Consider the following 21,959-nt stretch of genomic DNA (forward strand, 5'->3'; position numbering starts at 1 on the left):
TCGGGCCCTTGGGGTCGTTTCTACAGGGCGATCAGGGGGCTGGACAGGCGGAAAGCGGACTCGATGATGCCCGGATGTGCCCGTGCGGAGCGGCCCTGACCTGCGGCACGGGGGGCGTGGGTGCCCGTTCGCGGTGCGGGCGGCGTCCGTTCGCCGCCCGCACCGGGTGTACGGATCAGGGCTGGTGGAAGCTCACCTCCGGGTTGCCGGGGGTCGGGCCGTTCAGGAGCGGCCGCTCGATGCCGCGCAGGTGCTGGTCGTAGAAGGCGGCGATGTAGGCGCGGGTGATCTCCGCGGCGCGCTTGCCGGAGATCGGCGCGTCGGGGTCGACGTCCCCGAGCTGCTGGAGCACGACCGGGGCGTCGGTGAAGGTGAAGTGCCCGGACCCGGCGACCGCGAGCCAGCGCTTCCAGCCGTCCATGAGCGGCCAGGCGCCTGCCCAGTCGTAGGGGTCGTCCGGTTGCGTGGTCTGCTGGGTGCCGAGCATCAGGAAGGGGCGGCCGCGCAGGCCTTCGGGCTTGATCTGGATGCCGCCGTCCATGTTCATGCCCGCCCGCACCCGGCGGTCGGTGTTCATCAGGGCGATGGTGGCGGCGCCGCCGATGGAGTGGCCGCCCGACCCGATCCGCTCGGGGTCGATCATCTTCGCGTGCCGCCAGGCGGACCCGGCCGCCTGGCCGGGGCTGCCGGAGCCGCCCGGCTTGTCGGCCTTGTCGGCCTTGCTGCCGACGAGGCGGTCCAGGACGTACGACAGGTCCTGCGCCCGGTTCTCGGTGATGCGCGGCCCCGGAACGTTCGTGTTCGGGTCGCAGCCCAGGCACGGCGGGACGCGGCCGCCCTCGAACTCCGCGCCCGCGGCCTCGTGGGCGTGGTCGACGGTCGCCACGACGTAGCCCCGGCTCGCCAGGTCCTCGGCGAGGTGGGTCAGGGTCGAGCGCGGCGCGGTGAAGCCGGGCGAGAGGAGCACGAGCGGGAACCGGCCACGGGCGGCGGGCGCCCCGGCGCGGGCGTAGGTGCGCGTCGAGCTGTAGGCGGCGGGCGGGACGGCGAGGTCGTAGTGCGCGATCAGGGCGCGGGCGGCCTTGAGCGACGTGTACGCGGTGGCGTGGCCGCCCTCTCCTCTCGCCGGGTAGTACATCGACGCCATCAGCTCGCGCGGCTTCGACGGGTCCCACAGGTCCTTGCGGCTCTTGTCGACGAGGTGCAGGGTGTCGCGGCCCACGGCGTACTTGCCGGTGGGGCGCGGGAGTTCGGGCCGAGTGACGGGCGCGTCCGCGGTGGTGGTCCGGTCGGCGGCCCGCGGCGCGGCGAGCGCTCCCGACGCCGCCGCGAGCGGCAGGGCGAGGGCCAGCGCGAGCACGGTCGCGACAGCACGGCCGCGCGCGGTGTTCCGGGTCGTTGTCATGTCAAGTCAGGCTAGGGGGCGTGCTGTTCGCGCACGTCAGCCGACGGTCTGACCCGGGCGCGACCCCAGGCTGACGCGGGTCTCCCCTCCAGGGATGAGGCTCAATGCGGCCACACTGGCGGGTTCGTGCAGAAGCGGCCGCCGAGGTGGGCGTGGTCGGGGTTGGCGGGGTCGAGCTCCCCCTGCTCGGCGACGAGCTTCTCGGCGAACCGCTCGGAGTCGTCCAGGGGTGCGTACCCGAGCGCCCGCGCGGGCTCCAGGTCCCACCACAGCCGGGTGTTGGCGGACGAGCCGTACACGACGGTGTGCCCGACGTCCGGGGCGGTGAGCGCCGCGTGGAAGAGCCGCGCGCCGTCGTCGGGGGACATCCACACCGACAGCATCCGGACGTCGACGGGCTCGGCGAAGCAGGCGCCGATCCGCACGGACACCGTCTGCACGCCGTGCTTGTCCCAGTAGAACTGGGCCAGGTCCTCGCCGAAGGACTTCGACAGGCCGTAGTGGGTGTCGGGGCGGCGCGGCGTGTCGACGGGGATCAGCGGGTCCGCGCCGACGGGGCGCGGGGTGAAGCCCACCACGTGGTTGGAGGAGGCGAGGACGACGCGCGGCACGCCCTCCTCGCGCACCGCTTCGTAGAGGTGGTACGTGCCTTCGACGTTGGCCTTGAGGATCTTGTCGAAGGTGGACTCCAGGGAGATGCCCGCGAGGTGGAGCACCGCGTCCACGCCGCGCACGGCCTCGCGCAGCGCCGCCCGGTCGGCGAGGTCGACGGTGAGCGCGCCGGGCTCGCCCTCGACCGGGCGCAGGTCGAGCAGGCGCAGCTCGTAGCCGTACGCGGGCAGCAGGCCGCGCATCAGGGTGCCGAGACCGCCGGCGGCTCCGGTCAGCAGGACGGTGCGGGGAGCGGGCATGCGGCGGTCTCCTTGGGGGCGAGGCGGCGGGGTGGGGTGGCGACGGGGTGGAACGGCGGGGCGGGGCGGGCCGCGCTTCGTGCGTACTCGTGTCCGGCATTCACATCCATGGACACGCTAGGGAGCGACCGCGGGTGCAGTCAAGGGGGCGCGGAGCCGCTAGATCCGTTCCCGCGCCGAGTGGTTGCGCGCTTGACCCGCGCGAAGAGCCGCCCTAGCGTGGGCGCGTTCAGGGACATGGACGTGAATCAGAAACGTGCACGCTAAGGGAGAGCCCGTGACGTCAGGCAGGTCAGGTCCGTCAGCATCCCTCGCCTCCCGGCTCCGCGTTCCCAGCGGGCCGTTGTTCTTCCCCGTCACCCCCTTCGGACCCGACGGATCCGTCGACGTCGAGGCGCTGCGCACGCATGTGCGCCGGGGCGTGGAGGCGGGCGCGGCGGCGGTGTTCGCGTGCTGCGGCACGGGCGAGTTCCACGCGCTGACGCCCGAGGAGTTCCAGGAGTGCGTCGCCGCCGCCGTCGCGGAGACCGCGGGCCGCGTCCCGGTGGTCGCGGGCACCGGATACGGCACTGCGCTCGCCGTGCGGTACGCGCGCCTCGCCGCGGACGCGGGCGCCGACGGACTGCTCGCGCTGCCGCCCTACCTGGTCGTCGCCGCCCAGGAGGGCCTGCTGCGGCACTACGCCGAACTGGCCGCCGCGACCGCCCTCGACGTCATCGTCTACCAGCGCGACAACGCCGTGTTCACGCCGGGCACGGTCGTCGGGCTCGCCCGCACCGACGGCGTCATCGGCTTCAAGGACGGCGTCGGCGACCTCGACCTGATGCAGCGGATCGTCAGCGCCGTACGCACCGAAGGCCCCGCGGACTTCCTGTACTTCAACGGCCTGCCCACCGCCGAGCTGACCGGGCTCGCCTACCGGGGCATCGGCGTGAGCCTGTACTCGTCGGCCGTGTTCTGCTTCCTGCCCGACCTCGCGCTCGCCTTCCACCGGGCGCTGAACTCCGGCGACGACGCGACGGCCGCCCGCCTGGTCGACGGCTTCTACCGGCCCTTCGTGGAACTGCGCGCGCAGGGCAAGGGCTACGCCGTCTCGCTGGTCAAGGCGGGCGTGCGGCTCGGCGGCCTCGACGTCGGCGGGGGGCGCCCGCCGCTGCACGAGCCGTCCGACGACCACGTCAAGCGCCTGGCCGAACTCATCGAGCGGGGCCGGGCCCTGGTGGCGGAGACCGGGGCGTGAGGGCGGCCGCGTTCCTCTACCCCTGGGACGTCGTCGGCGACCCCGCAGCCGCCGACCGCGTCGCCGCCCTCGGCGTGCGCCAGGTGACCCTCGCCTCCGCCTACCACTCCACGCGCGCCCTCACCCCGCGCCATCCGCGCCACCGCGTCGTCACCGCGGCACACGCCGCCGTCCTGTACCCGCCGGGCGAGCGCTGGCGGGGCCGGGTGCCGCGGCCGTACCCCGCGGGGGACTGGGCGCCGGGCGACGCCTACGGCCGGGCCGCCGAAGCCCTCGCGGCCGCCGGGCTCGACGTGCACGCCTGGGTGGTGCTCGCGCACAACTCCCGCCTGGGCGCCGAGCATCCGGACACCAGCGTGGTCAACGCCTACGGCGACCGCTACCCCTGGGCGCCCTGCGTCGCGCGGCCCGCCAACCGCGCCTATCTGATCAACCTCGCCGCCGAGGCGGCCGTCCGGCCGGGCACGGCGGGGGCCGAGCTGGAGTCGTGCGGCTGGTACGGCTTCGCGCACCTGCACGCCCACGACAAGGTCGCGGGCGTCGACCTCGGCGAGGCGGGCCAGTACGCGATGTCGCTGTGCTTCTGCGCCACCTGCCGCGCCGGGTACGGCGAGCACGGCCAGGACCCCGACCGGCTCGCCGCCACCGTGCGCCGCGGCCTGGAGCCGGTGTGGCGCGGCGCCGCGCCGGCGCCCGGCTGGGCGGGCGTGGAGCAGCTCATCGGCGCCGGTCCCGCGGCCGCCACGCGCGCGTGGCGCGAGCACAGCGCCCGCACCTTCCAGGAGGCGGCGGTCGCGGCCGTGCGCGCCGAGGCGCCCGACGGCTTCCAGGTGCTCCTGCACGCGGACCCGGTGGGGTACCGCTGCGGGGCCAACGCCGGGGTCGACCCGGAGCACGTCCTGTCCGTGGCCGACGGCGTGGTCGTGCCCTGCACCGGCGGCGCCGAGCCGCTCGCGCCCTTCGCCGCCCACGCGCGCGAGCACACCGTCGTCGCCGCCAACCTCACGGTGGTGGCGGGCCTGGGCGGAAGCCCCGCCACGCTCGCCGCCGACGCCCGGCGCGCGGCGGCGCTCGGCGCCACCGAACTGCGCCTCTACCACGCGGGACTGGCCTCCGACCAGGACCTCGCGCACGTCGGGACGGCCCTGTCGCGGCTCGCCTGACAGCCGTTACGATCCGCGCACCACCACATCGCTCACGGGGCGGGGAACAGAGGAGACAAGGTGCGCAACAAGGGGATATCCGCGCTGGTCTGCGCCGGGCTCACGGCGGGCGCCGCGGTGCTCGCCACCGCCGGGACCGCGGCCGCGCGGGACGGGGCCGGGCAGACGGGGGCCGTACGGGCCGACTCCGTACGGGCCGGGTCCACGGCGTCCGCCACCGCGGAGGACGTCCGCGAACGCCTGGAGAAGATACCGGGGATGACGGTCGTCTCGGTGACGGACAAGGAGGGCTACCCCTTCTACTCCTTGACCTACCGTCAGCCGGTCGACCACAAGCGTCCGCACAAGGCCACCTTCACCCAGCGGCTGACGCTGTGGCACAAGTCGACGGACAAGCCGACCGTCCTGTACACCACCGGCTACGGCATCGGCTCGGGCACCACCGCCGTCACCAGACTCCTGGACGCCAACCAGGTCAGCCTCGAACACCGCTACTTCCTGCAGTCCCGCCCCCAGGGCGCGGCGGGCGACGACTGGACGAAGATGACCGTCCAGCAGGAGGCGGCCGACGAGCACCGCGTCACCCAGGCCCTGCGCTCCATCGAGAAGGGCAAGTGGATCGGCACCGGCGCCAGCAAGGGCGGCATGACGGCCACGTACCACGAGCGCTTCTACCCCGAGGACCTGGCCGCCGTGGTCGCGTTCGTCGCGCCCAACGACAAGAACAACCGGGACGACTCCGGCTACGAGCGCTTCTTCGGATCCGTCGGCACCAAGGAGTGCCGTACGGCCCTGAACGCCGTGCAGCGCGAGATGCTCGTCCGCCGCGACACGCTCCTGCCCAAGTTCGAGGCGGACGCCCAGGCGAACGGCCAGACCTTCGAGGAGACGCTCGGCACGACCGACCGCGCCTATGAGTTCGCGGTCCTCGACCAGGTGTGGAACTTCTGGCAGTCGGGCACCATCGACAACTGCGCCACCGTCCCCGACGCGAAGAAGGCCACCGACGACGAGCTCTACTCCTGGTCGAAGGGGCACGGCCTGAGCGTCTACTACGACGAGGACCTCGGCGTGAACAGCTCGGGCCCCTACTACCGCCAGGCCGCCACCCAGCTCGGCTGGGCCGACCTGAAGTTCAAGCACCTCAAGGGAGTGCGCCACTACCCGGACATCTACCAGCCGAACTCGGTCCTGCCCGCCGCCATGCGCGGCTCGTACAACAACGCGACCATCGCCGACGTCGACCGCTGGGTGAAGACCCGGGGGCAGCGGATGATGTTCATCTACGGCGAGAACGACCCGTGGAGCGCGGAGAAGTTCACCCCGAGCCACCGCGACTCGTACCGCTACGAGGTGCCGGGCGCCAACCACGGCGCGTCCATCGCCAAGCTGCCCGAGCCGCAGCAGTCGCAGGTCATCGCGACGATCAAGCGCTGGGCCGGCGTGAAGTAGCCGACCGCGACAGCGAGTGCCCCGGCGGCGATGAATTCCGGCCGCCGGGGCAGTCACGTTAGGGAGAGGGCCCCACCGGGGCGAGCTTTCCCAGCGTGAAGGAGACGGCCATGCCGGAGACGACGAACCCCCTGCCGGACGCGGTGGACCCCGCGGGGGAGCCGCACGAGCTGCCGGACCTCAGGCCGCAGGCGCGCCTGGTCGCGCGCCTCGCCGCGGGCGTGACCGACGACCAGCTGGACGGGCCGACGCCCTGCCCCGACTACGCCGTGCGTCATCTCATCGGCCACCTCGTCGGGCTCGCCGCCGCGTTCACCGACGCCGGGCGCAAGGACCTCGGGGCGCGCACCGACACCGACCCGTCGAGCGGGCTGCCCGACATCGGCGCCGACTGGCGCGACGAGCTGCCGCGGCGCCTCGCGGAGGTCGCGGAGGTGTGGCGCGACTCCGCCGCGTGGAGCGGGCAGACCCGGGCGGGCGGCGTGGACCTGCCGGGCGAGCTCGCGGGCGTCATCGCCCTCGACGAACTCGTCGTGCACGGCTGGGACCTGGCGCGGGCCACGGGCCAGGCGTACGCGCCGGACGCGGCGAGCCTCGGCGTCTCCCACGAGCTGCTGGCCGCCGCCGCGACCGAGGACCCGGCGGCGCGGGGCACGCTCTTCGGGCCGCCGGTGCCCGTCCCGCCGGGAGCGTCCCTCCTGGACCGGGTCATCGCCCTCAGCGGCCGCGACCCGCTCTGGCGCCCGTAGCCGCGGCGGCGGGATTCCGGCGCCCGGAGTTGGCTTGTGTGACTGACTTGCTCGCTCTACGGTCTAGCCCTGACCAGCACGTTCTCGTGCGCCCGGCGTGTGCGCACGTTCGCAGTCCAGGGGGACCCATGACGATCTCGCCCGACCTCTCGGTGGCCGCCACGGCCGTCGGCGGCGCGCTCGCCGCCTATCTGCTCCTCGGCGAGCCGTGGCTCGGCCGCCGCATGTACGCGTCGCTCGCGCGCCGCCGCGGCACCGAACCGGGCGCCCTCGTCCGCTACTTCACGTTCACGATCGTCGCCTGGTGCGCCTTCGCCGCGCTGACCGTCGCGGCCCTGCTCCTGTCGCCCGGCACGTCGGCCGCCGACCTCGGCATCGCGATGCCCGACGACCCGACGTTCGCCGTGCCGCTCGTCCTCCTGTGCGGGGTGGCCGCCGCCCTGTCCGGGCGCCACTTCCGGGACCTCGCCAAGGAGGGCAAGCAGGTGCCGGGCCGCGCCGCGATCGCGGCCATGCTGCCGCGGACCGAGCGGGAGCGGCGGTTCGCGGTGGCCGCCGCCGTGACCGACGGCATCTGCTCCGAACTCGTCTACCGCGGTCTGCTCATCGCCTTCGGCGTCGGCGCCCTCGGCCTGCCGCTGTACGCGGCGGCCGCGCTCTCCCTTGCCGTGTACGCGCTCGCCGGGTGGTACCGGGGCGGCACCGGCATCGTCGCCTTCGGGCTCTTCGGGACGCTCCTGACCGGCCTGTACCTGGCGTCCGGCAGTCTGCTGGTGCCCATCGCCGTGCACGTGGCGCTCTCGGCCCGCGACCTCACGATCCCCGCGCCCGAACTGTCCCCTGCCGAGGGCGGCACGGCTGCCGAGGGCGGCACGGCCTGAGCGCGGGCCTCAGCGGAGCGCGGCGCGCATCATGGCCGTGGCGATGGGGGCCGCGAGGCCGTTGCCGCTGACCTCGGAGCGGGCCGCGTCCGATGACTCCACGATGACCGCGACGGCGACCTCCTTGCCGTCGGAGCCCTTGGCGTAGGACGTGAACCAGGCGTACGGCGTCTTGCTGTTGTTCTCGCCGTGCTGCGCGGTGCCCGTCTTGCCGCCCACGGTCGCCCCGCTGATGCGCGCGTTGGTCGCCGTGCCCTTCTCGACGACCGACTGCATCGCGGATTCGAGCTGCTCGGCGGTGGACTCGCTGACGACGCGCTGCGAGCCCGCGTCCTCGTCGTAGTCCTTCAGGACGTCGCCGTCGGCGTCCGTGGTCCTGGAGACCATGTGCGGGGACTTCAGCTCACCGCCGTTGGCGATGGCGGCCGACACCATGGCCATCTGGAGCGGCGTCGCGGTCACGTCGAACTGGCCGATGCCGGTGAGGCCGGTGCTGGCCTTGTCCATGCCCTTGGGGTACAGGCTGACGCCCGCGCGCACCGGCACGTCCAGCTTCTCCGCGTTGAAGCCGAACTTCTCCGCCTGCGCCCGCAGCTTGTCCTGGCCGAGGTCGACGGCGAGCTTGGTGAAGACGTTGTTGCACGACCACTGGAGCGCGGTGCGCAGCGAGGCGTTCTCGCAGGGGGCGGACTTGACCTCGTTCGGGATGGACGTGCGCGTGCCGGGCAGCGTGTACGGGTCCGGGCTGTCGGTCTTCTGGTCGACCGAGTCGTACCGGCCGTCCTCCAGGGCGGCCGCCGCGACCACCAGCTTGAACGTCGAGCCGGGCGGCAGCGGCTGCCGGATCGCGCGGTTCACCATCGGCTTGTCCTTGTCGCCGGTGAGCGCCTTCCACGCGTCGCCGTCGGCGGTGCCGCTGATCTTCGACGGGTCGTAGGACGGCGTGGAGACCATCCCGAGGATCTTGCCGGTCTTGGGGTCGATGGCGACGGCGGCGCCCTTCTTGTCACCGAGCGCCTTGTACCCGGCCTTCTGCACGGCCGGGTCGATGGTGGTCACGACGTCGCCGGGGTCGGCCCGCTTGTTGGTGAGCGTGTCGAGCGGGTTCTTCAGCCGGTTGTCGCTGCCGTCCAGGAGGTCCTTGTAGATGCCTTCCAGCTGCGTGGCGCCGTACGCCTGCGAGCTGTAGCCGGTGACGGACGAATACAGCAGTCCGTTCTTGTACGTGCGCTTGTACGCCAGGTCGCCGCCCGTCGTGCGCTTGGAGCCGGTGATGGACTCACCGGCCACGATGATGTCGCCGAGCGGGTGCGCGTACGTCTTCATCGCGTTCCGTCGGTTCAGCTTGTCCTCCGCGAGCGCCTTCGAGTCGTGGAACTGCACCCAGGTGGCCCGCACGAGGAGCGCGAACACCAGGAGCAGCGTGAAGACGGCGGTGTGCCTGATCGTCTTGTTCATCCCTGACAAGGACGAGCATCGGGGCCCCGGGCGTTCCCGGCTTGCGCGGATGTGTCCTGTTTCTCAGGCGTTCTTCATGAAGCCCGCCTCGTACGCCGCGATCACGGCCTGCGTGCGGTCCCGGGCGCCCGTCTTCGCGAGGACCGCCGCCACGTGCGTCTTGACCGTGGCCGGGCCCACTTCCATGCGCCCGGCGATCTCGGCGTTGGTGAGCCCGGCCGCCATCAGCCTCAGGACCTCGCTCTCCCGGCCGGTGAGCCTGGCCACCCAGGGCGCCCGCACGGTCGTGGCCCGCGCGTGCTCGTCGGCCAGGGCGCGCACGGCCGCGGGGAACAGCAGCGAGTCGCTGCGCGCGACCAGGCGCACCGCCTGCACCAGGGCGTCCGCGTCGGCCCGCTTGAGCAGGAAGCCGGACGCTCCGGCGCGCAGCGCCTCGTACACGTACGCGTCGTTCTCGAAGGTGGTGACGACCACGACGCGCGGCGGCTCCGCCATCGTCTGGAGGATCTGCTCGGTGGCGCGGATGCCGTCGACCTCCGGCATGCGCACGTCCATCAGGACCACGTCGGGCCGCAGCTCCCGCACGACGGACACCGCCTCGGCGCCGGTCGCCGCCTCGCCGACGACCTCCAGACCGGGCTCGGCGGTGAGGATGACGCGCAGCGCGGTGCGCACCATGCGCTCGTCGTCGGCGAGCACGATGCGCAGCGGGGTGTCGGTCATGGGCGGGCCTCCAGGGCGGTCGTACGAGTGGAGCGGGCAGGGCGGGCGGGGGAGGGGGCGGGCGGTGCGGTCACGCGGGCGGGCGCAGCGGCAGGCGTACGCGCAGCCGCCACACCCCGGCCGCGGGCCCGGACTCGGCGGTGCCGCCGAGGAGCCGGGCCCGGTCGGCGATGCCGCGCAGGCCGTGGCCGCCGCCCGCCCGGTCGGCCGGGGCGGCGGGCGGCGCCGACGGCAGCGGGTTCTCGGCACTCAGGTCGAGGCCGGTGTCGTCGCGCGCGATCCGCAGCGTCACGGCGGTGTCGGCGCCCGCGTGCTTGAGGGCGTTGCTGAGGGCCTCCTGCACGATGCGGTAGGCCTCCCGGGACACCATCGGCGGCAGCGTGTCGGCGCCCCCGGGGCCGAGGGCGACGGCGGCCTTCACCCGCAGGCCGCCCGCGCGGGTGCGGCGCAGGAGCCCGTCCAGGTCGGCGGCGAGCGTGGGCGCGGGGGCCGTCGAGGCCCGCTGGTCGCCCTCGCGCAGGACGCCGAGGACCGCGTCCAGCTCGCCGACGGTGCGCCGGGTGGTGTCCTCGATGGCGGCGAGCGCCTCGCGGACGAACTCCGGGTCGTGGTCGAGGACGCGGCGGGCCGCGCTCGCCTGGAGCGTGACCGCGCTCAGCGCGTGGCCCACGGAGTCGTGCAGCTCGCGGGCGAGGCGGTTGCGCACGGCGAGGTCGGCGGCGCGCTGCTCGGCGGCGGCGAGCCGGTCGGCGGGCGTGGGCCCGAGCAGCCGGGGCGCCCACCGCGCGAGCAGTCCGCCACTGGCCGCGGCGCACGCGGCGAGCACGAGGAGGGACAAGGTGCCCGACACCGGTGCGAGGGCCAGCGTCCAGGGGCCGCGGAGGTGGTCGGGGAGGCCGAGCCAGAAGTCCCCGATGCCCACGGTGAGCGGCAGCACGAGCTGGAACGACGCGAACGGCACGAGCGCGAGCGTCATCCCGCTGATGATCCCGCCGAACCCGAGGTGCAGCGTGAACCACGCGACCGTGCGGCCGCGCTCCTGCCGGGTGCGCGGCGGCCCGTCGGCCAGCGCCTCGTCCGGCACCCCGCACAGCGACCGCACCGCCGCCACCGACATGGGCCGGGTCAGCGGGAACAGCGCGGTGACCGAGGCCAGCGGCAACCCGATGCCGAACGCGAGGAGTTGGGCGCGGAACGAGCCGAAGAACCGGTCGTCGCCGAACAGCGGCCCGGAGAGGATCGAGCCCACGAAGACGTACGGCATGGCGAGCGCGCCGCCGAGGACCAGATGGATCCACCGCCGCCGCGCCCGCCGCCCGAGCAGGGCGGAGCCGATGCGTCTCACGCGGTCCCACCGCGGCCGGCGCGCTCCTTGAGCAGGCGCACGCCGACGGTGGCCACGAGCGTTCCGATGATCATCTGTACAGCGTAGGACAGGAGCATCGCCGCCGTCGGCTGGTCGGCCACGTCGTCCACGGGCCCCAGCGAGGCGAGGAAGAGCCAGGCGCCCCAGCACGCCACCGCCCCCGACCCCAGCCAGGTGAGCGCCAGCGGCACCCGCACGGGCAGCGTGCGCCCCCACCGGAAGGCGAGCGCCAGGGCGCCCGCGACGGCCGCCGCGAGATAGCAGGCGTCCAGCGCCTGGAGGACGTAGAAGTCGCTGGTGCGCTCCGCGGCCCGGGTCTCGTTCAGGCCGAGCGTCGAGCCGCCCGCCCACAGCAGCCGCAGAGCGACCGGGTACAGCGCGAGGACGGCAGCGGCGAGCGCGCACCGCCGTGCGGCCCGGCCGGGGGCCGCGAGCCCCGCCACCCGGCCGCGCCACACGTGGCCCCACCGGTCGCGGGCGTACAGCGCGAACAGCAGGCCCAGGCTGAGGCCTTGGAGGATGAAGCCGCCGTACACCACCCCGAAGACCCACTCGTCGAGGAACGGCTCGCGGCCGGTGTCCTCGGCGCTGTTCACCGAGCCGCCGAGCGCCCGCACCGCGAGCTGCGCCGGGAACCCGGCCATGATCGGGGCGAGCAGCCCGGTGGCCGCCCACATCGGCAGGGCGAGCAGCCAGGCCGGGACGCGGTGCCCCCAGGGCCGGGTGAGCAGCAGCGCGAGGACGATCACGGCCGCGTCCATGAGCACGGTCAGGGTGTTGGCGGCGATCATCACGCCGCGGTGGTCGAGGAGCGCGCTGCCCTCCGGGATGCCGACGTGGCTCCCGGCGATCCAGGCGACCTTCAGGGAGAGGTACGGCAGACAGGAGGCGACGGCGACGGCCCGCAGCGCGCGGCGGGCCCTGGTGGGCCGGCCGTCGGCGGGGAGGCCGGGGGCGGGAGCGGGAGCGGGGGCGATGAGGCGGGTCATGCCTCCACGCTCCCGCGCGGCCGCCCGCGCCACCTCCTGCCGGGCGACGAACCGCCTCCGCCGCACGGGGGAGGAGGACCGCCGGGAAAGCGGAGGTCAGAGCCGCCGCGTGGCCAGGGTGAGCCGGTCGCGGGCGTCGAAGAGCGCGTCCTTGACCATCTGCTCGTGCGCGGGCGTGAGCCGGGCCACCGGCACGGAGCAGCTGATCGCGTCCCGCGCGGGGGTGCGGTAGGGGATGGCCACGCCGAAGCAGCGCAGGCCGAGGGTGTTCTCCTCGCGGTCCACGGCGAAGCCCTGCTCCCGCACGGCGCGCAGCTCCTCGATGAGCTGCTCGCGGTCGGTGATCGTGTTCTCGGTCAGCGACGGCAGGGTCTCCGGCAGGAGCTTGCGCACCTGTTCGTCGGTGTGGGTGGCGAGCAGGGCCTTGCCGAGCGAGGTGGAGTGCGCGGGCAGGCGGCGGCCCACGCGGGTGAACGGGCGCAGATAGTGCTGGGACTGACGGGTGGCCAGATACACCACGTTCGTGCCGTCGAGCCGGGCGAGGTGGATCGTCTCGGTGGTGTCGTCCGAGAGCCGGTCGAGCGTGGGCCGGGCCGCCGCGACGACCTCGTCGCCGTCGATGTACGAGGTGCCGACGAGCAGCGCCCGCACCCCGATGCCGTACCGCGTGCCGGTGGCGTCCGTCTCGATCCAGCCCAGCTCGACGAGCGTGCGCAGGAGCATGTAGAGGCTGGACTTCGGGTAGCCGACCGCCTCCTGGACGTCGGCGAGGGAGTGCATCCCGGGGCGGCCCGCGAAGAACTCGAGCAACTCCACCGTCCGCACCGCGGACTTGACCTGCGCGCCCCCGCCCGTCTCAGCACCCGCCATCGCCCTTGACCCCTCACGTGCGACGAGAAATAGTCTCCACTGTCCCCCGGGGATTCACCATGGGAGACGGCGTTCAGTATATCGAACGGCCTTGACGGGCGGCAGTAAACGGCGGCGGCTCACGCCACGTCATTCGCGGATGTCTGGGAAACCTGGAGGACCCCCGGTGGCAGCAGCACCAGTCTGGAGTGTCGACCCCCGAACCGGGAAGCGGCGCGAGCAGGTCGCCGTCGAAGCCACGGCCGACGAGGTCGGCAGGACCGTCGCCGCCGCCCACGCGGCGCGCTCCGCCCTCGCGGACCGCACGACCCGCGCGGCCTTCCTGCGCACCGCGGCGCGCCTCCTCGAAGGCGCCGCGGGCCCGCTGGTGGAGGCCGCCGACGCGGAGACCGCGCTCGGCCCGGTCCGGCTCGGCGGCGAGCTCGCCCGTACCTGCTTCCAGCTGCGCGCCTTCGCGGACGTCGTGGACGAGGGCGCCTACCTGGGCGTCGCCATCGACCACCCCGACGACACCACCACGCCCCCCACCCCCGACCTGCGCCGCTACCGGATCCCGCTCGGCGTCGTCGCCGTCTACGGCGCGTCCAACTTCCCCTTCGCGTTCTCCGTGCCCGGCGGCGACACCGCGAGCGCGCTCGCCGCGGGCTGCCCCGTCGTCGTCAAGGCGCACCCCGACCACCCGGCCACCTCCGAACTCGTCGCGGCCGTGCTGCGCCGCGCGGCCGCCGAGCACGGCGTCCCGCAGGCCGTCGTCGGCCTCGTGCACGGCTTCGACGCGGGCCTCGAACTGATCCGGCACCCGCTGGTCGCCGCCGCCGGGTTCACCGGTTCGGTGCGCGGCGGGCGCGCCCTGTTCGACGCGGCCGCCGCGCGCCCCGTGCCGATCCCCTTCCACGGCGAGCTGGGCTCGCTCAACCCGGTCGTCGTCACCGAGGCCGCGGCCGCCGAGCGCGCCGAGCAGATCGGCACCGGCCTCGCGGGCTCCATGACGCTCGGCGTCGGCCAGTTCTGCGTGAAGCCGGGCCTCGTCCTCGCCCCCGCGGGCGCGGACGGCGACCGCCTGGTGAAGTCCCTCACCGACGCCGTCAGCGACACCGAACCGGGCGTGCTCCTGGACCACCGCATGCGCGACGCCTTCGTCACCGGGGTCGCCGAGCGCGCCGGACTCCCGGACGTGAGCGCGCCGGTGACGCCCGGCGCGGGCGGCGTGCACACGGTGGCGGCGGGCTTCCTCACCGTCCCGGCGGCGCACCTGGCCGCCGGGGGCACGCACGACCTGCTCCTGGAGGAGTGCTTCGGCCCGGTCACCGTGGTCGCCCGCTACGCGTCCCCGCAGGAGATCACGGCCGTGCTCGCCCGGCTCCCCGGCAACCTCACGGCGACCGTGCAGCTCTCGGCCGAGGAGGCCGCGGGCGAGGGGCGGGGCACCGAGCTGCTCGCCGAACTGACGCCGCTCGCGGGCCGCGTCCTGGTCAACGGCTGGCCCACCGGCGTCGCCGTGGCCCCCGCACAGCACCACGGCGGCCCCTACCCGGCGACGACCAGCACCGCCACGTCCGTCGGCGGCACCGCCATCGAGCGCTGGCTGCGCCCCGTCGTCTACCAGAGCACCCCCCACGCGCTCCTTCCGCCCGAGCTCCACGACGCCAATCCCCTGGGTCTGCCCCGCCGTTACGACGGCCGCCTGGAACACTGACGGGCATGAACGCCAAGGACACCGGCAGCCTCGCGCTGCCCGAACTGCCCTTCCCGCTCAGACCGTACGGGCCCGACGGCGACTGGGGTTACGAGGACGGGGTCCTCACCGGCTGGGCGGGCCCCCGCCAGGACCGCTTCGTGCCGCCCACCGGCGAGGCCCTCGACCCCGCCTCCGACGCGCCCCGGCTGCTCGGCGCGCCCGAGGGCGACTTCCAGCTGATCGCCCGCGTCACGGTCGGCTTCGCCGCCGCCTTCGACGCGGGCGTGCTCTATCTGCACGTCGGCGAGCGGGAGTGGGCGAAGCTCTGCCTGGAGCGCTCGCCCGACCTGCCCACGATCTGCACCGTCGTCACCCGCGGCCGCTCCGACGACGCCAACGCCTTCGTCGTGGACGGCTCCAGCGTGTGGCTGCGGATCAGCCGCACCGGCGCGGCGTTCGCGTTCCACGCGTCGACGGACGGCGAGCACTGGACGTTCGTCCGCATCTTCCAGCTCGGCGACGAGGCCTCGGCCGGCGCCGCGCTGGTCGGCTTCCTCGCGCAGTCGCCGCAGGGCGAGGGCTGCGTGGTGACCTTCGACCACATCGAGTTCCGCCCCAACTGGCCGAAGGGCCTGCGAGACGGCTCCTGAAGGTGTGAGCGCCCTGGAGGGGGCGCGGAGCTGTGACCACCTGCGGCTCCGCCGCGTGGGCGCGACCAGCCACAACGGACCCGCAGGCCTCCGGTCACAGCGCAACACGTGAACCCGCGCCGGCGGCCCGCTCGATCCCGTCGAGCAGCCGCTGACGCCGGACCGCGTGCCCGAAATCCGGCACGGTCGACGTGCCGTCGCGCAGGTCGCGCAGGACGTCGGCGTACTGCGCGCCGACGTTGTACGGCACCTGGTCGCGCACGTCGTCGAGCGCGGCCACGGCGAAGTACCGCTCGGGCACGGGCAGTTCCCGCGTGCCGCGCGCCGCGCCCCGGGCGCCGCGCACGGTGAGGCGGGCCTGCTGGAGGTGGCCGTGCTCGCCGGTGACCACCAGGTCGCCGTCGGTGCCGTTGATCTCCCAGTGGAACGTGGTGGCGCGCGCGAGGCCGCCCCGGAAGTGCAGGGAGGCGACGGCACCGGACGTCAGCCGTCCGCTCACCGCGATCTGGTCGTGGACCGTCATGGCCGCGGTGCGCCCCGAGCCCTCCTCGCGCACGACGGGCCGCCGCGTCGCCGTCGTCGCCGACACCTCGGTGAACTCCCCGAGCACCATGGCCAGGGCGTCGACGGTGTGGCCGAAGGGGATGGTGAGCATCGTGCCGCCGTTGTCCCGGTCCAGGAGGTAGCGGCCGCCCGGCTCGAAGGTGGCACCCCAGCGGCGCCCCGACGCGACGAGGCTGGTGGACAGGACCTCCCCCGCGAAGCCGTCGGCGACCAGGTCGCGCACGTACCGCACCGCGGGCGCCGAGCGCGCCTGGAGCCCGGCGAAGGTGCGCACGCCCGCGGCCGCCGCGGCGGCGGCCAGCTCCTCGGCCTCCGCGAGGCCGTTGCCGAGCGGCCACTCCGACAGGACGGCCTTGCCCGCCGCCAGCGCCGCCAGGATCACCTCGCGGTGCAGCGGCACCCGGACGCTGACCACGACGAGGTCGACGTCGGGGTCCCGGACCAGCTCGTGGGCGCTGCCGTACGCACGCGGGACGCCGTACGCCGCGCCCGCCGCGGCCGCGGCGCCGGGGCTGGACGCGGCGAGCGCGAGGACCTCGTAGCCGTCGAGTCGGGCGAGGGCCAGCAGATGCGACTGCGGGGCCCAGCCGCCGCGCGCGGACAGGCCGACGATGCCGGTCCTGATCGGGTTCTGGGTGCGGATCTCCATGCCGGAAACGTAGGAGCGGACCCCTGATCACCCGCAAGGGCACCAACTATATTCTGGAAACCATGACAGGTCAGAGCGGTGTTTCCGCAGCCGGCGCCCGGACGGACGCCGCGTACCGGCACGACATCTACGGCCTGCTGTGCCCCGGCCGGGAGGTCTTCGAACTGCTCGCCAACAAGTGGACGGGCCTGGCGATCACCGCCCTCGCCGACGGGCCGCGCCGCTTCGGCGAGCTGCGCCGCAAGCTGGAGGGGGTCAGCCCCAAGGTGCTCACTCAGACGCTGCGCCGCCTGGAGGACCACGGCCTGGTGCTGCGCACGGTCTACGCCGAGGTGCCGCCCCGCGTCGAGTACGAGCTGACCCCGCTGGGCCGGGGCGCCCTGGAGCCGCTGGCCCACCTGCGCAGCTGGATCCGGGCGAACACGGCACATTTCACCCGGGCCGAGGAATGGACCGGCCCCGCCGGGGGTTGAACCCCAGGAGCGGAGGCCGTCTCCGCATCGCACGACCTGGAGATGAGTCACACCATGCGCGTCGAGATCTGGAGCGACATCGCCTGCCCCTGGTGCTACGTGGGCAAGGCACGCTTCGAGCGGGCCCTCGCGGAGTTCCCGCACCGCGATTCCGTCGAGGTGGTGCACCGTTCCTTCGAGCTCGACCCGGGCCGCGCCAAGGGCGACACCACCGCCGTGCTCACCATGCTGGAGCGCAAGTACGGGATGTCCACGGCCCAGGCCGAGGCGGCCGAGGAGGGCGTCGGCGCCCAGGCGGGCGCGGAGGGCCTCACCTACCGCACGAAGGGCCGTGACCACGGCAACACCTTCGACATGCACCGGCTGCTGCACTTCGCCAAGGCCGAGGGCGCGGACCGGCAGGACGCGCTGATCGCCGCACTGTACCGGGCGAACTTCGCCGAGGAGGAGTCGGTCTTCGACGACGACGAGCGCCTGGTCGCCCTCGCCGCCGAGGCGGGCCTCGACCCCGAGGCGGCCCGCGCGGTCCTCGCCGACCCCGCCGCCTATGCCGACGACGTGCGCGCCGACGAGCGCGAGGCCGCGGAGCTCGGCGCGAACGGCGTGCCGTTCTTCGTCCTCGACCGCACGTACGGCGTCTCCGGCGCCCAGCCCGCCGAGGTGTTCCAGCAGGCCCTCGAACAGGCCTGGGGCAGCCGTTCGCCGCTGACGGTGCTCGGCCAGGGCGCCACCGGCGGGCAGGACGCGGACGCCTGCGGCCCCGACGGCTGCGCGGTGCCGCAGGCCTGACCCGCCCGGTCCCGCAGCCACGGGTTAGCGGTGCTTACCGGTACCGCTCACACAACCGTGATGGACCGGCGCGCGCTCAGGGGGCACAGTGATCTCATGGAGACCACCGGACCGCGCACCGGCCAGAGCCTCGACCCGACTCTCGTACGCTCCGAATTCGCTCCCAGGACCACGTATCTGAACAGTGCCAGCACGGGCCTGCTCCCGGCCCGTGCCGTCACCGCGATGCACGAGGGCGCCCTCTCCGTGGCCCAGGGCCGGCCCGCGGACATGTTCGCGGACGTCGAGGCGGCCCGGGCCGCCTTCGCGCGCCTCGTCGGCGTGCCGGTGAGCCGGGTCGCGGCGGGCGCGTCGGTGGCCGTCTACAGCGGCCTGGTCGCCGCCTCGCTGCCGGAGGGCGCCGAAGTCCTCACCGCCGAGGGCGACTTCAGCTCGACGGTGAACCCCTTCCACGTGCGCGCGGACCTCAAGGTGCGCGCCGTACCGCTGGAGCGGCTCGCCGAGTCGGTCCGCCCGGGCACGGACCTGGTGGCGGTCAGCGTCGCGCAGTCGGCCGACGGCCGGATCGCGGACCTCGACGCGCTCCGCGCGGCGGCCCGCGCCCACGGAACCCGCGTCTACCTCGACGCCTCGCAGGCCACCGGCTGGATGGACCTGGGCGACCACGTCGCGACGGCCGACTTCACGGCGTCCGTCGCGTTCAAATGGCTCACCTGCCCGCGCGGCGTCGCGTTCTTCGTCGCGCCCGAGGAGGCCGAGGGCTTCGGCGGACTACGGCCCCTGCTCGCGGGCTGGGTCGCGGGGGAGCGCCCCTGGGACAGCTGCTACGGCCCCGTCGAGGAACTCGCCCGCTCCGCGCGCCGGTTCGACGAGAGCCCGGCCCTGCTCGCGTACGCGGGCGCGCGGCACTCCCTGGAGCTGGTGGAGGAGCTGGGCGTGGCCGCGATCGGCGCGCACGACCTGGCCCTGGCGGACCGCTTCCGCGCCGGGCTCGCCGAACTCGGCCACGAGCCGGTGCCCGCGCCGGGCTCACCCGTCGTGGCGGTGCCGGGACTCGGCGCCCGCCAGCCGGAGCTGAGCGCGGCGGGCATCGAGGTGTCGGACCGCGCCGGGAACCTGCGAGTCGCCTTCCACTTCTACAACACGGCGGCGGACGTGGACCGTCTCCTCGCCGCCCTCAGCGGCTGACGCCCGGGCAGTCGGCCGTCTCCGCGCACAGATTGGCCTCGACCCGGGAGAGCAGCCGCCGCAGCTGGGCGCGCTCGTCCGGGTCGAGGCCCGCCAGCGTGTGCTCCTCCAGGTCGGTCCAGGCGCGCTCCACCGCGCGCATGAGGTCACTGCTGTCGTCGGTGGCCTCGACGAGCACGGCACGCCGGTCGGCGGGGTCGGGGCGGCGCCGGACGTGCCCGGCGTGCTCCAGGCGCTGGAGCATCTTCGTGACCGTCGAGGGGTCGAGCTCCACCAGCCTGATGAGCTCCGACTGACGCACGGCCCCCGACTCCCAGAGGTGCATCATCATCAGCTCCTGGCCGGGGTAGAGCCCGGCACCCTTCAGGAGCTTGCCCGCGGCGGTGCGGTGCAGGCGCGCGACCCGGGCGATGGCGGTGCTGACGGGGCCGCCCGCGGCCGCGGACGGACACGCGGGCTCGGCCCGCTCGGATTCGGTCTTCATCACAAAGCTCCTGGTCGGTGCGGGCCGAGGGCGGCCGTCCGGTGTCGTCGACGTCTTCTCCCCGCGCTTCCCGACGTCTCCTCCGAGATTACCTTGGCCGACCAAGGAATGCGCTACAGTGGCTCTCGGTTGAATTACTTGGCCGACCAAGAATGGTGGGCCAAGACCAGCTACGCATGCTTTGGAGCCCGCCATGACCACCGCGTTCGACCCGATCGACCTCGCCGGCACCCCGCTCGCCAACCGCATCGCGCTGGCCCCGATGACCCGCAGCCGGGCCGCCGCGGGCGGAGTGCCGACGGACCTCAACGCCGAGTACTACGCACAGCGCGCCACCGCGGGCCTCGTCATCACCGAGGGCGTCCAGCCGTCGGCCGTCGGCCAGGGCTACCCGGACACCCCCGGCCTGCACAGCGCCGAGCAGATCGCGGGCTGGCGCAAGGTCACCGACGCCGTGCACGCCGCGGGCGGCCGGATCTTCGCCCAGCTCATGCACACCGGGCGCATCGGCCACCCGGTGCTCCTGCCCGACGGGCTCGTGCCCGTCGGCCCGTCCCCGATAGCCGCCGCGGGCCAGGTGTACACGCACGAGGGCCCCAAGGACTACGTCACGCCGCGCGAGCTGACCGGCGACGAGGTGCGCGCCACCGTCGGCGAGTTCGTGGCCGCCGCGCGCAACGCGATCGAGGCGGGCTTCGACGGCGTCGAGCTGCACGGGGCCAACGGCTATCTGATCCACCAGTTCCTCGCGCCGGGCTCCAACCGGCGCACCGACGAGTGGGGCGGCTCGGTGGAGAACCGCGTCCGCTTCGCCGTCGAGGTCGCCAAGGCGGTCTCCGCCGAGATCGGCGCGGCCCGCACCGGCATCCGCCTCTCGCCCGGCAACCCGCTCAACGGCATCCACGAGCCGGACCCCGACGAGACCTACCTCGCCCTCGTCGAGCAGCTCTCCCCGCTCGGCCTCGCCTATCTGCACGTCATGGAGGTCGGCCCGATCAGGGACCTGGTCACCGCCCTGCGCAAGGGCTTCGACGGGCCGTTCATCCTCAACCCGGCCACCGAGGGGCCGACCGGCCCCGAGGAGCTCGCGCTCATCGAGGACGGCACGGCCGACCTTCTCTCGTACGGCTCCCTGTTCCTCGCCAACCCGGACCTGCCGGCGCGGCTGCGGGCGGGCGGCCCCTTCAACGAGCCCGACCGCGCCACGTTCTACGGCGGCGACGCGAAGGGCTACACGGACTATCCGGCCCTCTGAACCCTCGCGCACCGGATCCGGCGCGCGCAGGCCCGGCACCCCGCGGTGCCGGGCCTTCGCACGTTCGGCACGGGGTCACTTCACCGGCGTGAAGTCCCGCGCCCCGATGAACTCCGGCCGCCTGACCGGCGCCGCGAACGGCTCCACCGCCGTGTTCTCCACGCTGTTGAACACGATGAAGACGTTCGAGCGCGGGAACGGGGTGATGTTGTCGCCCGAGCCGTGCATGGCGTTGCAGTCGAACCAGGTCGCCGAGCCCGCCTCGCCCGTGAACAGCTTGATGCCGTACGCGGACGCGAGGCCGGTCAGCGCCTCGTCCGACGGCGTGCCCGCGTCCTGCATCTGCAGGGACTTCTTGTAGTTGTCCTTCGGCGTCTCGCCCGCGCAGCCGAGGAACGTCCGGTGCGAGCCCGGCATGATCATGAGCCCGCCGTTGGTGTCGTGGTTCTTGGTGAGCGCGATCGACACCGAGACGGTCCGCATGTTCGGCAGGCCGTCCTCCGCGTGCCAGGTCTCGAAGTCCGAGTGCCAGTAGAACCCGGAGGCCCCGAAGCCCGGCTTCACATTGATCCGCGACTGGTGGACGTACACGTCCGAGCCGAGGATCTGGCGGGCCCGCCCCGCCACGCGCGGGTCGGCGGCCAGGCGCGCGAAGACCTCACTGATCCTGTGCACCTCGAAGATGGACCGGATCTCCTGCGAGCGCGGCTCGACGATGGAGCGCTCGTTCGCGCGCATCTCGGGGTCGTTGACCAGCCGTTCGAGCTCCGCGTGGTACGCGGCGACCTCGTCGGGCGCGAGCAGCTGCTCGACGGCCAGGAAGCCGTCCCGGTCGAACCCCGCGAGGTCCTCGTCGGTGAACGGCCCCCGCGTGCCCGGCGCGGACCACACCACGGGGTCCTTGCGCTCGACGAGCACCTCCTCGGCGCCTCGGGTCGGGTACAGATCGCCGGTGCGTTCGGGTGCGGTGGTCATGGTGGTGCCTGCCTCTCCTCTCGTTGCGGCCCGTGTGGGGATGTCGG

The 21,959-nt window shown here is 74.0% G+C and carries 21 protein-coding genes; 11 read left to right on the forward strand and 10 right to left on the reverse strand.

Annotation, left to right across the window (positions count from 1 at the left end; genetic code table 11):
* Positions 1-175 precede the first annotated feature (175 nt).
* Positions 176-1,405, reverse strand: a complete 1,230-nt coding sequence (locus IG74_RS0137425) for an alpha/beta hydrolase family protein (protein ID WP_030686576.1) — start codon at positions 1,403-1,405, stop codon at positions 176-178.
* A 101-nt stretch (positions 1,406-1,506) separates the two neighbouring features.
* Positions 1,507-2,316: an NAD-dependent epimerase/dehydratase family protein gene (locus tag IG74_RS0137430; RefSeq protein ID WP_030686578.1), complete on the reverse strand. Its 810-nt coding sequence runs from the start codon at positions 2,314-2,316 to the stop codon at positions 1,507-1,509.
* 277 nt (positions 2,317-2,593) lie between these two features.
* On the opposite strand from IG74_RS0137430, the gene IG74_RS0137435 reads away from it, so the two are divergent.
* The 5 genes from IG74_RS0137435 to IG74_RS0137455 all read left to right on the forward strand — a co-directional run bounded on the left by IG74_RS0137435 (position 2,594) and on the right by IG74_RS0137455 (position 7,801).
* On the forward strand, positions 2,594-3,556 hold the full coding sequence (locus IG74_RS0137435) for a 5-dehydro-4-deoxyglucarate dehydratase (protein ID WP_030686581.1): 963 nt from the start codon (positions 2,594-2,596) through the stop codon (positions 3,554-3,556).
* Entirely contained in the window at positions 3,553-4,719 is a 1,167-nt protein-coding gene (locus tag IG74_RS0137440; RefSeq protein ID WP_030686583.1) for a hypothetical protein, read from the forward strand. The genes IG74_RS0137435 and IG74_RS0137440 overlap by 4 nt, the downstream gene beginning before the upstream one ends.
* 60 nt (positions 4,720-4,779) lie before the next feature.
* On the forward strand, positions 4,780-6,171 hold the full coding sequence (locus tag IG74_RS0137445) for a S28 family serine protease (protein ID WP_030686585.1): 1,392 nt from the start codon (positions 4,780-4,782) through the stop codon (positions 6,169-6,171).
* Between the two features lie 110 nt (positions 6,172-6,281).
* A complete protein-coding gene (locus IG74_RS0137450; RefSeq protein ID WP_078869395.1) occupies positions 6,282-6,920 on the forward strand; it encodes a TIGR03086 family metal-binding protein in 639 nt (212 codons plus the stop codon).
* Between the two features lie 128 nt (positions 6,921-7,048).
* Positions 7,049-7,801, forward strand: a complete 753-nt coding sequence (locus IG74_RS0137455; protein WP_051856208.1) for a type II CAAX prenyl endopeptidase Rce1 family protein — start codon at positions 7,049-7,051, stop codon at positions 7,799-7,801.
* Positions 7,802-7,810: 9 nt separating this feature from the next.
* Here the strand turns inward: IG74_RS0137455 and IG74_RS0137460 are convergent, their stop codons facing one another.
* The 5 genes from IG74_RS0137460 to IG74_RS0137480 all read right to left on the reverse strand — a co-directional run bounded on the left by IG74_RS0137460 (position 7,811) and on the right by IG74_RS0137480 (position 13,207).
* The gene (locus tag IG74_RS0137460; protein ID WP_030686592.1) at positions 7,811-9,259 is read right to left on the reverse strand and encodes a peptidoglycan D,D-transpeptidase FtsI family protein; all 1,449 of its coding nucleotides are present in this window, start codon (positions 9,257-9,259) and stop codon (positions 7,811-7,813) included.
* A gap of 63 nt (positions 9,260-9,322) precedes the next feature.
* Positions 9,323-9,982, reverse strand: coding sequence for a response regulator transcription factor (locus IG74_RS0137465; protein WP_030686594.1), 660 nt, complete (start codon positions 9,980-9,982; stop codon positions 9,323-9,325).
* Positions 9,983-10,052: 70 nt separating this feature from the next.
* Positions 10,053-11,327 carry a sensor histidine kinase gene (locus tag IG74_RS0137470; RefSeq protein ID WP_030686596.1) on the reverse strand — a complete coding sequence of 425 codons (1,275 nt, stop codon included), beginning with the start codon at positions 11,325-11,327 and terminating at the stop codon, positions 10,053-10,055.
* Positions 11,324-12,337, reverse strand: coding sequence for a hypothetical protein (locus tag IG74_RS0137475; protein ID WP_030686598.1), 1,014 nt, complete (start codon positions 12,335-12,337; stop codon positions 11,324-11,326). The genes IG74_RS0137470 and IG74_RS0137475 overlap by 4 nt, the downstream gene beginning before the upstream one ends.
* Positions 12,338-12,433: 96 nt before the next feature.
* On the reverse strand, positions 12,434-13,207 hold the full coding sequence (locus tag IG74_RS0137480) for an IclR family transcriptional regulator (RefSeq protein ID WP_030686600.1): 774 nt from the start codon (positions 13,205-13,207) through the stop codon (positions 12,434-12,436).
* Positions 13,208-13,373: 166 nt separating this feature from the next.
* Here IG74_RS0137480 and IG74_RS0137485 point away from each other — a divergent pair, with 166 nt between their 5' ends.
* On the forward strand, positions 13,374-14,903 hold the full coding sequence (locus IG74_RS0137485) for an aldehyde dehydrogenase (NADP(+)) (RefSeq protein ID WP_030686603.1): 1,530 nt from the start codon (positions 13,374-13,376) through the stop codon (positions 14,901-14,903).
* Positions 14,904-14,908: 5 nt separating this feature from the next.
* Entirely contained in the window at positions 14,909-15,535 is a 627-nt protein-coding gene (locus IG74_RS0137490; protein WP_030686605.1) for a DUF1349 domain-containing protein, read from the forward strand.
* A gap of 94 nt (positions 15,536-15,629) precedes the next feature.
* Here the strand turns inward: IG74_RS0137490 and IG74_RS0137495 are convergent, their stop codons facing one another.
* Positions 15,630-16,748 carry a Gfo/Idh/MocA family protein gene (locus tag IG74_RS0137495; RefSeq protein ID WP_030686607.1) on the reverse strand — a complete coding sequence of 373 codons (1,119 nt, stop codon included), beginning with the start codon at positions 16,746-16,748 and terminating at the stop codon, positions 15,630-15,632.
* A 62-nt stretch (positions 16,749-16,810) separates the two neighbouring features.
* Here IG74_RS0137495 and IG74_RS0137500 point away from each other — a divergent pair, with 62 nt between their 5' ends.
* The 3 genes from IG74_RS0137500 to IG74_RS0137510 all read left to right on the forward strand — a co-directional run bounded on the left by IG74_RS0137500 (position 16,811) and on the right by IG74_RS0137510 (position 19,198).
* Entirely contained in the window at positions 16,811-17,221 is a 411-nt protein-coding gene (locus IG74_RS0137500; protein WP_051856210.1) for a winged helix-turn-helix transcriptional regulator, read from the forward strand.
* A gap of 54 nt (positions 17,222-17,275) precedes the next feature.
* Entirely contained in the window at positions 17,276-18,010 is a 735-nt protein-coding gene (locus tag IG74_RS0137505; protein ID WP_030686612.1) for a DsbA family oxidoreductase, read from the forward strand.
* A 96-nt stretch (positions 18,011-18,106) separates the two neighbouring features.
* Positions 18,107-19,198 (forward strand): aminotransferase class V-fold PLP-dependent enzyme, encoded by a 1,092-nt coding sequence (locus tag IG74_RS0137510; RefSeq protein ID WP_030686614.1) that lies wholly within the window; start codon positions 18,107-18,109, stop codon positions 19,196-19,198.
* On the opposite strand, the gene IG74_RS0137515 is transcribed toward IG74_RS0137510, so the two are convergent.
* Positions 19,188-19,682, reverse strand: coding sequence for a MarR family winged helix-turn-helix transcriptional regulator (locus IG74_RS0137515; protein ID WP_030686616.1), 495 nt, complete (start codon positions 19,680-19,682; stop codon positions 19,188-19,190). The genes IG74_RS0137510 and IG74_RS0137515 overlap by 11 nt on opposite strands.
* 193 nt (positions 19,683-19,875) lie before the next feature.
* Here IG74_RS0137515 and IG74_RS0137520 point away from each other — a divergent pair, with 193 nt between their 5' ends.
* The gene (locus IG74_RS0137520; protein ID WP_030686618.1) at positions 19,876-20,937 is read left to right on the forward strand and encodes an alkene reductase; all 1,062 of its coding nucleotides are present in this window, start codon (positions 19,876-19,878) and stop codon (positions 20,935-20,937) included.
* A 75-nt stretch (positions 20,938-21,012) separates the two neighbouring features.
* On the opposite strand, the gene thpD is transcribed toward IG74_RS0137520, so the two are convergent.
* Complete coding sequence (thpD, locus tag IG74_RS0137525) at positions 21,013-21,912, reverse strand: ectoine hydroxylase (protein ID WP_030686620.1); 900 nt, start codon at positions 21,910-21,912, stop codon at positions 21,013-21,015.
* Between the last annotated feature and the right edge of the window lie 47 nt (positions 21,913-21,959).

It is taken from the genome of Streptomyces sp. NRRL B-1347, assembly GCF_000720325.1.
In the GTDB taxonomy this organism is placed as follows: Bacteria; Actinomycetota; Actinomycetes; order Streptomycetales; family Streptomycetaceae; genus Streptomyces.

What these genes read in the sequence shown, in the direction of transcription:
- IG74_RS0137475 (WP_030686598.1), bottom strand. Translation starts at nt 12,337, where the DNA reads ATGACCCGCCTCATCGCCCCCGCTCCCGCTCCCGCCCCCGGCCTCCCC.
- IG74_RS0137490 (WP_030686605.1), top strand. Translation starts at nt 14,909, where the DNA reads ATGAACGCCAAGGACACCGGCAGCCTCGCGCTGCCCGAACTGCCCTTC.
- IG74_RS0137515 (WP_030686616.1), bottom strand. Translation starts at nt 19,682, where the DNA reads ATGAAGACCGAATCCGAGCGGGCCGAGCCCGCGTGTCCGTCCGCGGCC.
- IG74_RS0137450 (WP_078869395.1), top strand. Translation starts at nt 6,282, where the DNA reads ATGCCGGAGACGACGAACCCCCTGCCGGACGCGGTGGACCCCGCGGGG.
- IG74_RS0137500 (WP_051856210.1), top strand. Translation starts at nt 16,811, where the DNA reads ATGACAGGTCAGAGCGGTGTTTCCGCAGCCGGCGCCCGGACGGACGCC.
- thpD (WP_030686620.1), bottom strand. Translation starts at nt 21,912, where the DNA reads ATGACCACCGCACCCGAACGCACCGGCGATCTGTACCCGACCCGAGGC.
- IG74_RS0137480 (WP_030686600.1), bottom strand. Translation starts at nt 13,207, where the DNA reads ATGGCGGGTGCTGAGACGGGCGGGGGCGCGCAGGTCAAGTCCGCGGTG.
- IG74_RS0137425 (WP_030686576.1), bottom strand. Translation starts at nt 1,405, where the DNA reads ATGACAACGACCCGGAACACCGCGCGCGGCCGTGCTGTCGCGACCGTG.
- IG74_RS0137430 (WP_030686578.1), bottom strand. Translation starts at nt 2,316, where the DNA reads ATGCCCGCTCCCCGCACCGTCCTGCTGACCGGAGCCGCCGGCGGTCTC.
- IG74_RS0137510 (WP_030686614.1), top strand. Translation starts at nt 18,107, where the DNA reads ATGGAGACCACCGGACCGCGCACCGGCCAGAGCCTCGACCCGACTCTC.
- IG74_RS0137505 (WP_030686612.1), top strand. Translation starts at nt 17,276, where the DNA reads ATGCGCGTCGAGATCTGGAGCGACATCGCCTGCCCCTGGTGCTACGTG.
- IG74_RS0137460 (WP_030686592.1), bottom strand. Translation starts at nt 9,259, where the DNA reads ATGAACAAGACGATCAGGCACACCGCCGTCTTCACGCTGCTCCTGGTG.
- IG74_RS0137465 (WP_030686594.1), bottom strand. Translation starts at nt 9,982, where the DNA reads ATGACCGACACCCCGCTGCGCATCGTGCTCGCCGACGACGAGCGCATG.
- IG74_RS0137455 (WP_051856208.1), top strand. Translation starts at nt 7,049, where the DNA reads ATGACGATCTCGCCCGACCTCTCGGTGGCCGCCACGGCCGTCGGCGGC.
- IG74_RS0137520 (WP_030686618.1), top strand. Translation starts at nt 19,876, where the DNA reads ATGACCACCGCGTTCGACCCGATCGACCTCGCCGGCACCCCGCTCGCC.
- IG74_RS0137495 (WP_030686607.1), bottom strand. Translation starts at nt 16,748, where the DNA reads ATGGAGATCCGCACCCAGAACCCGATCAGGACCGGCATCGTCGGCCTG.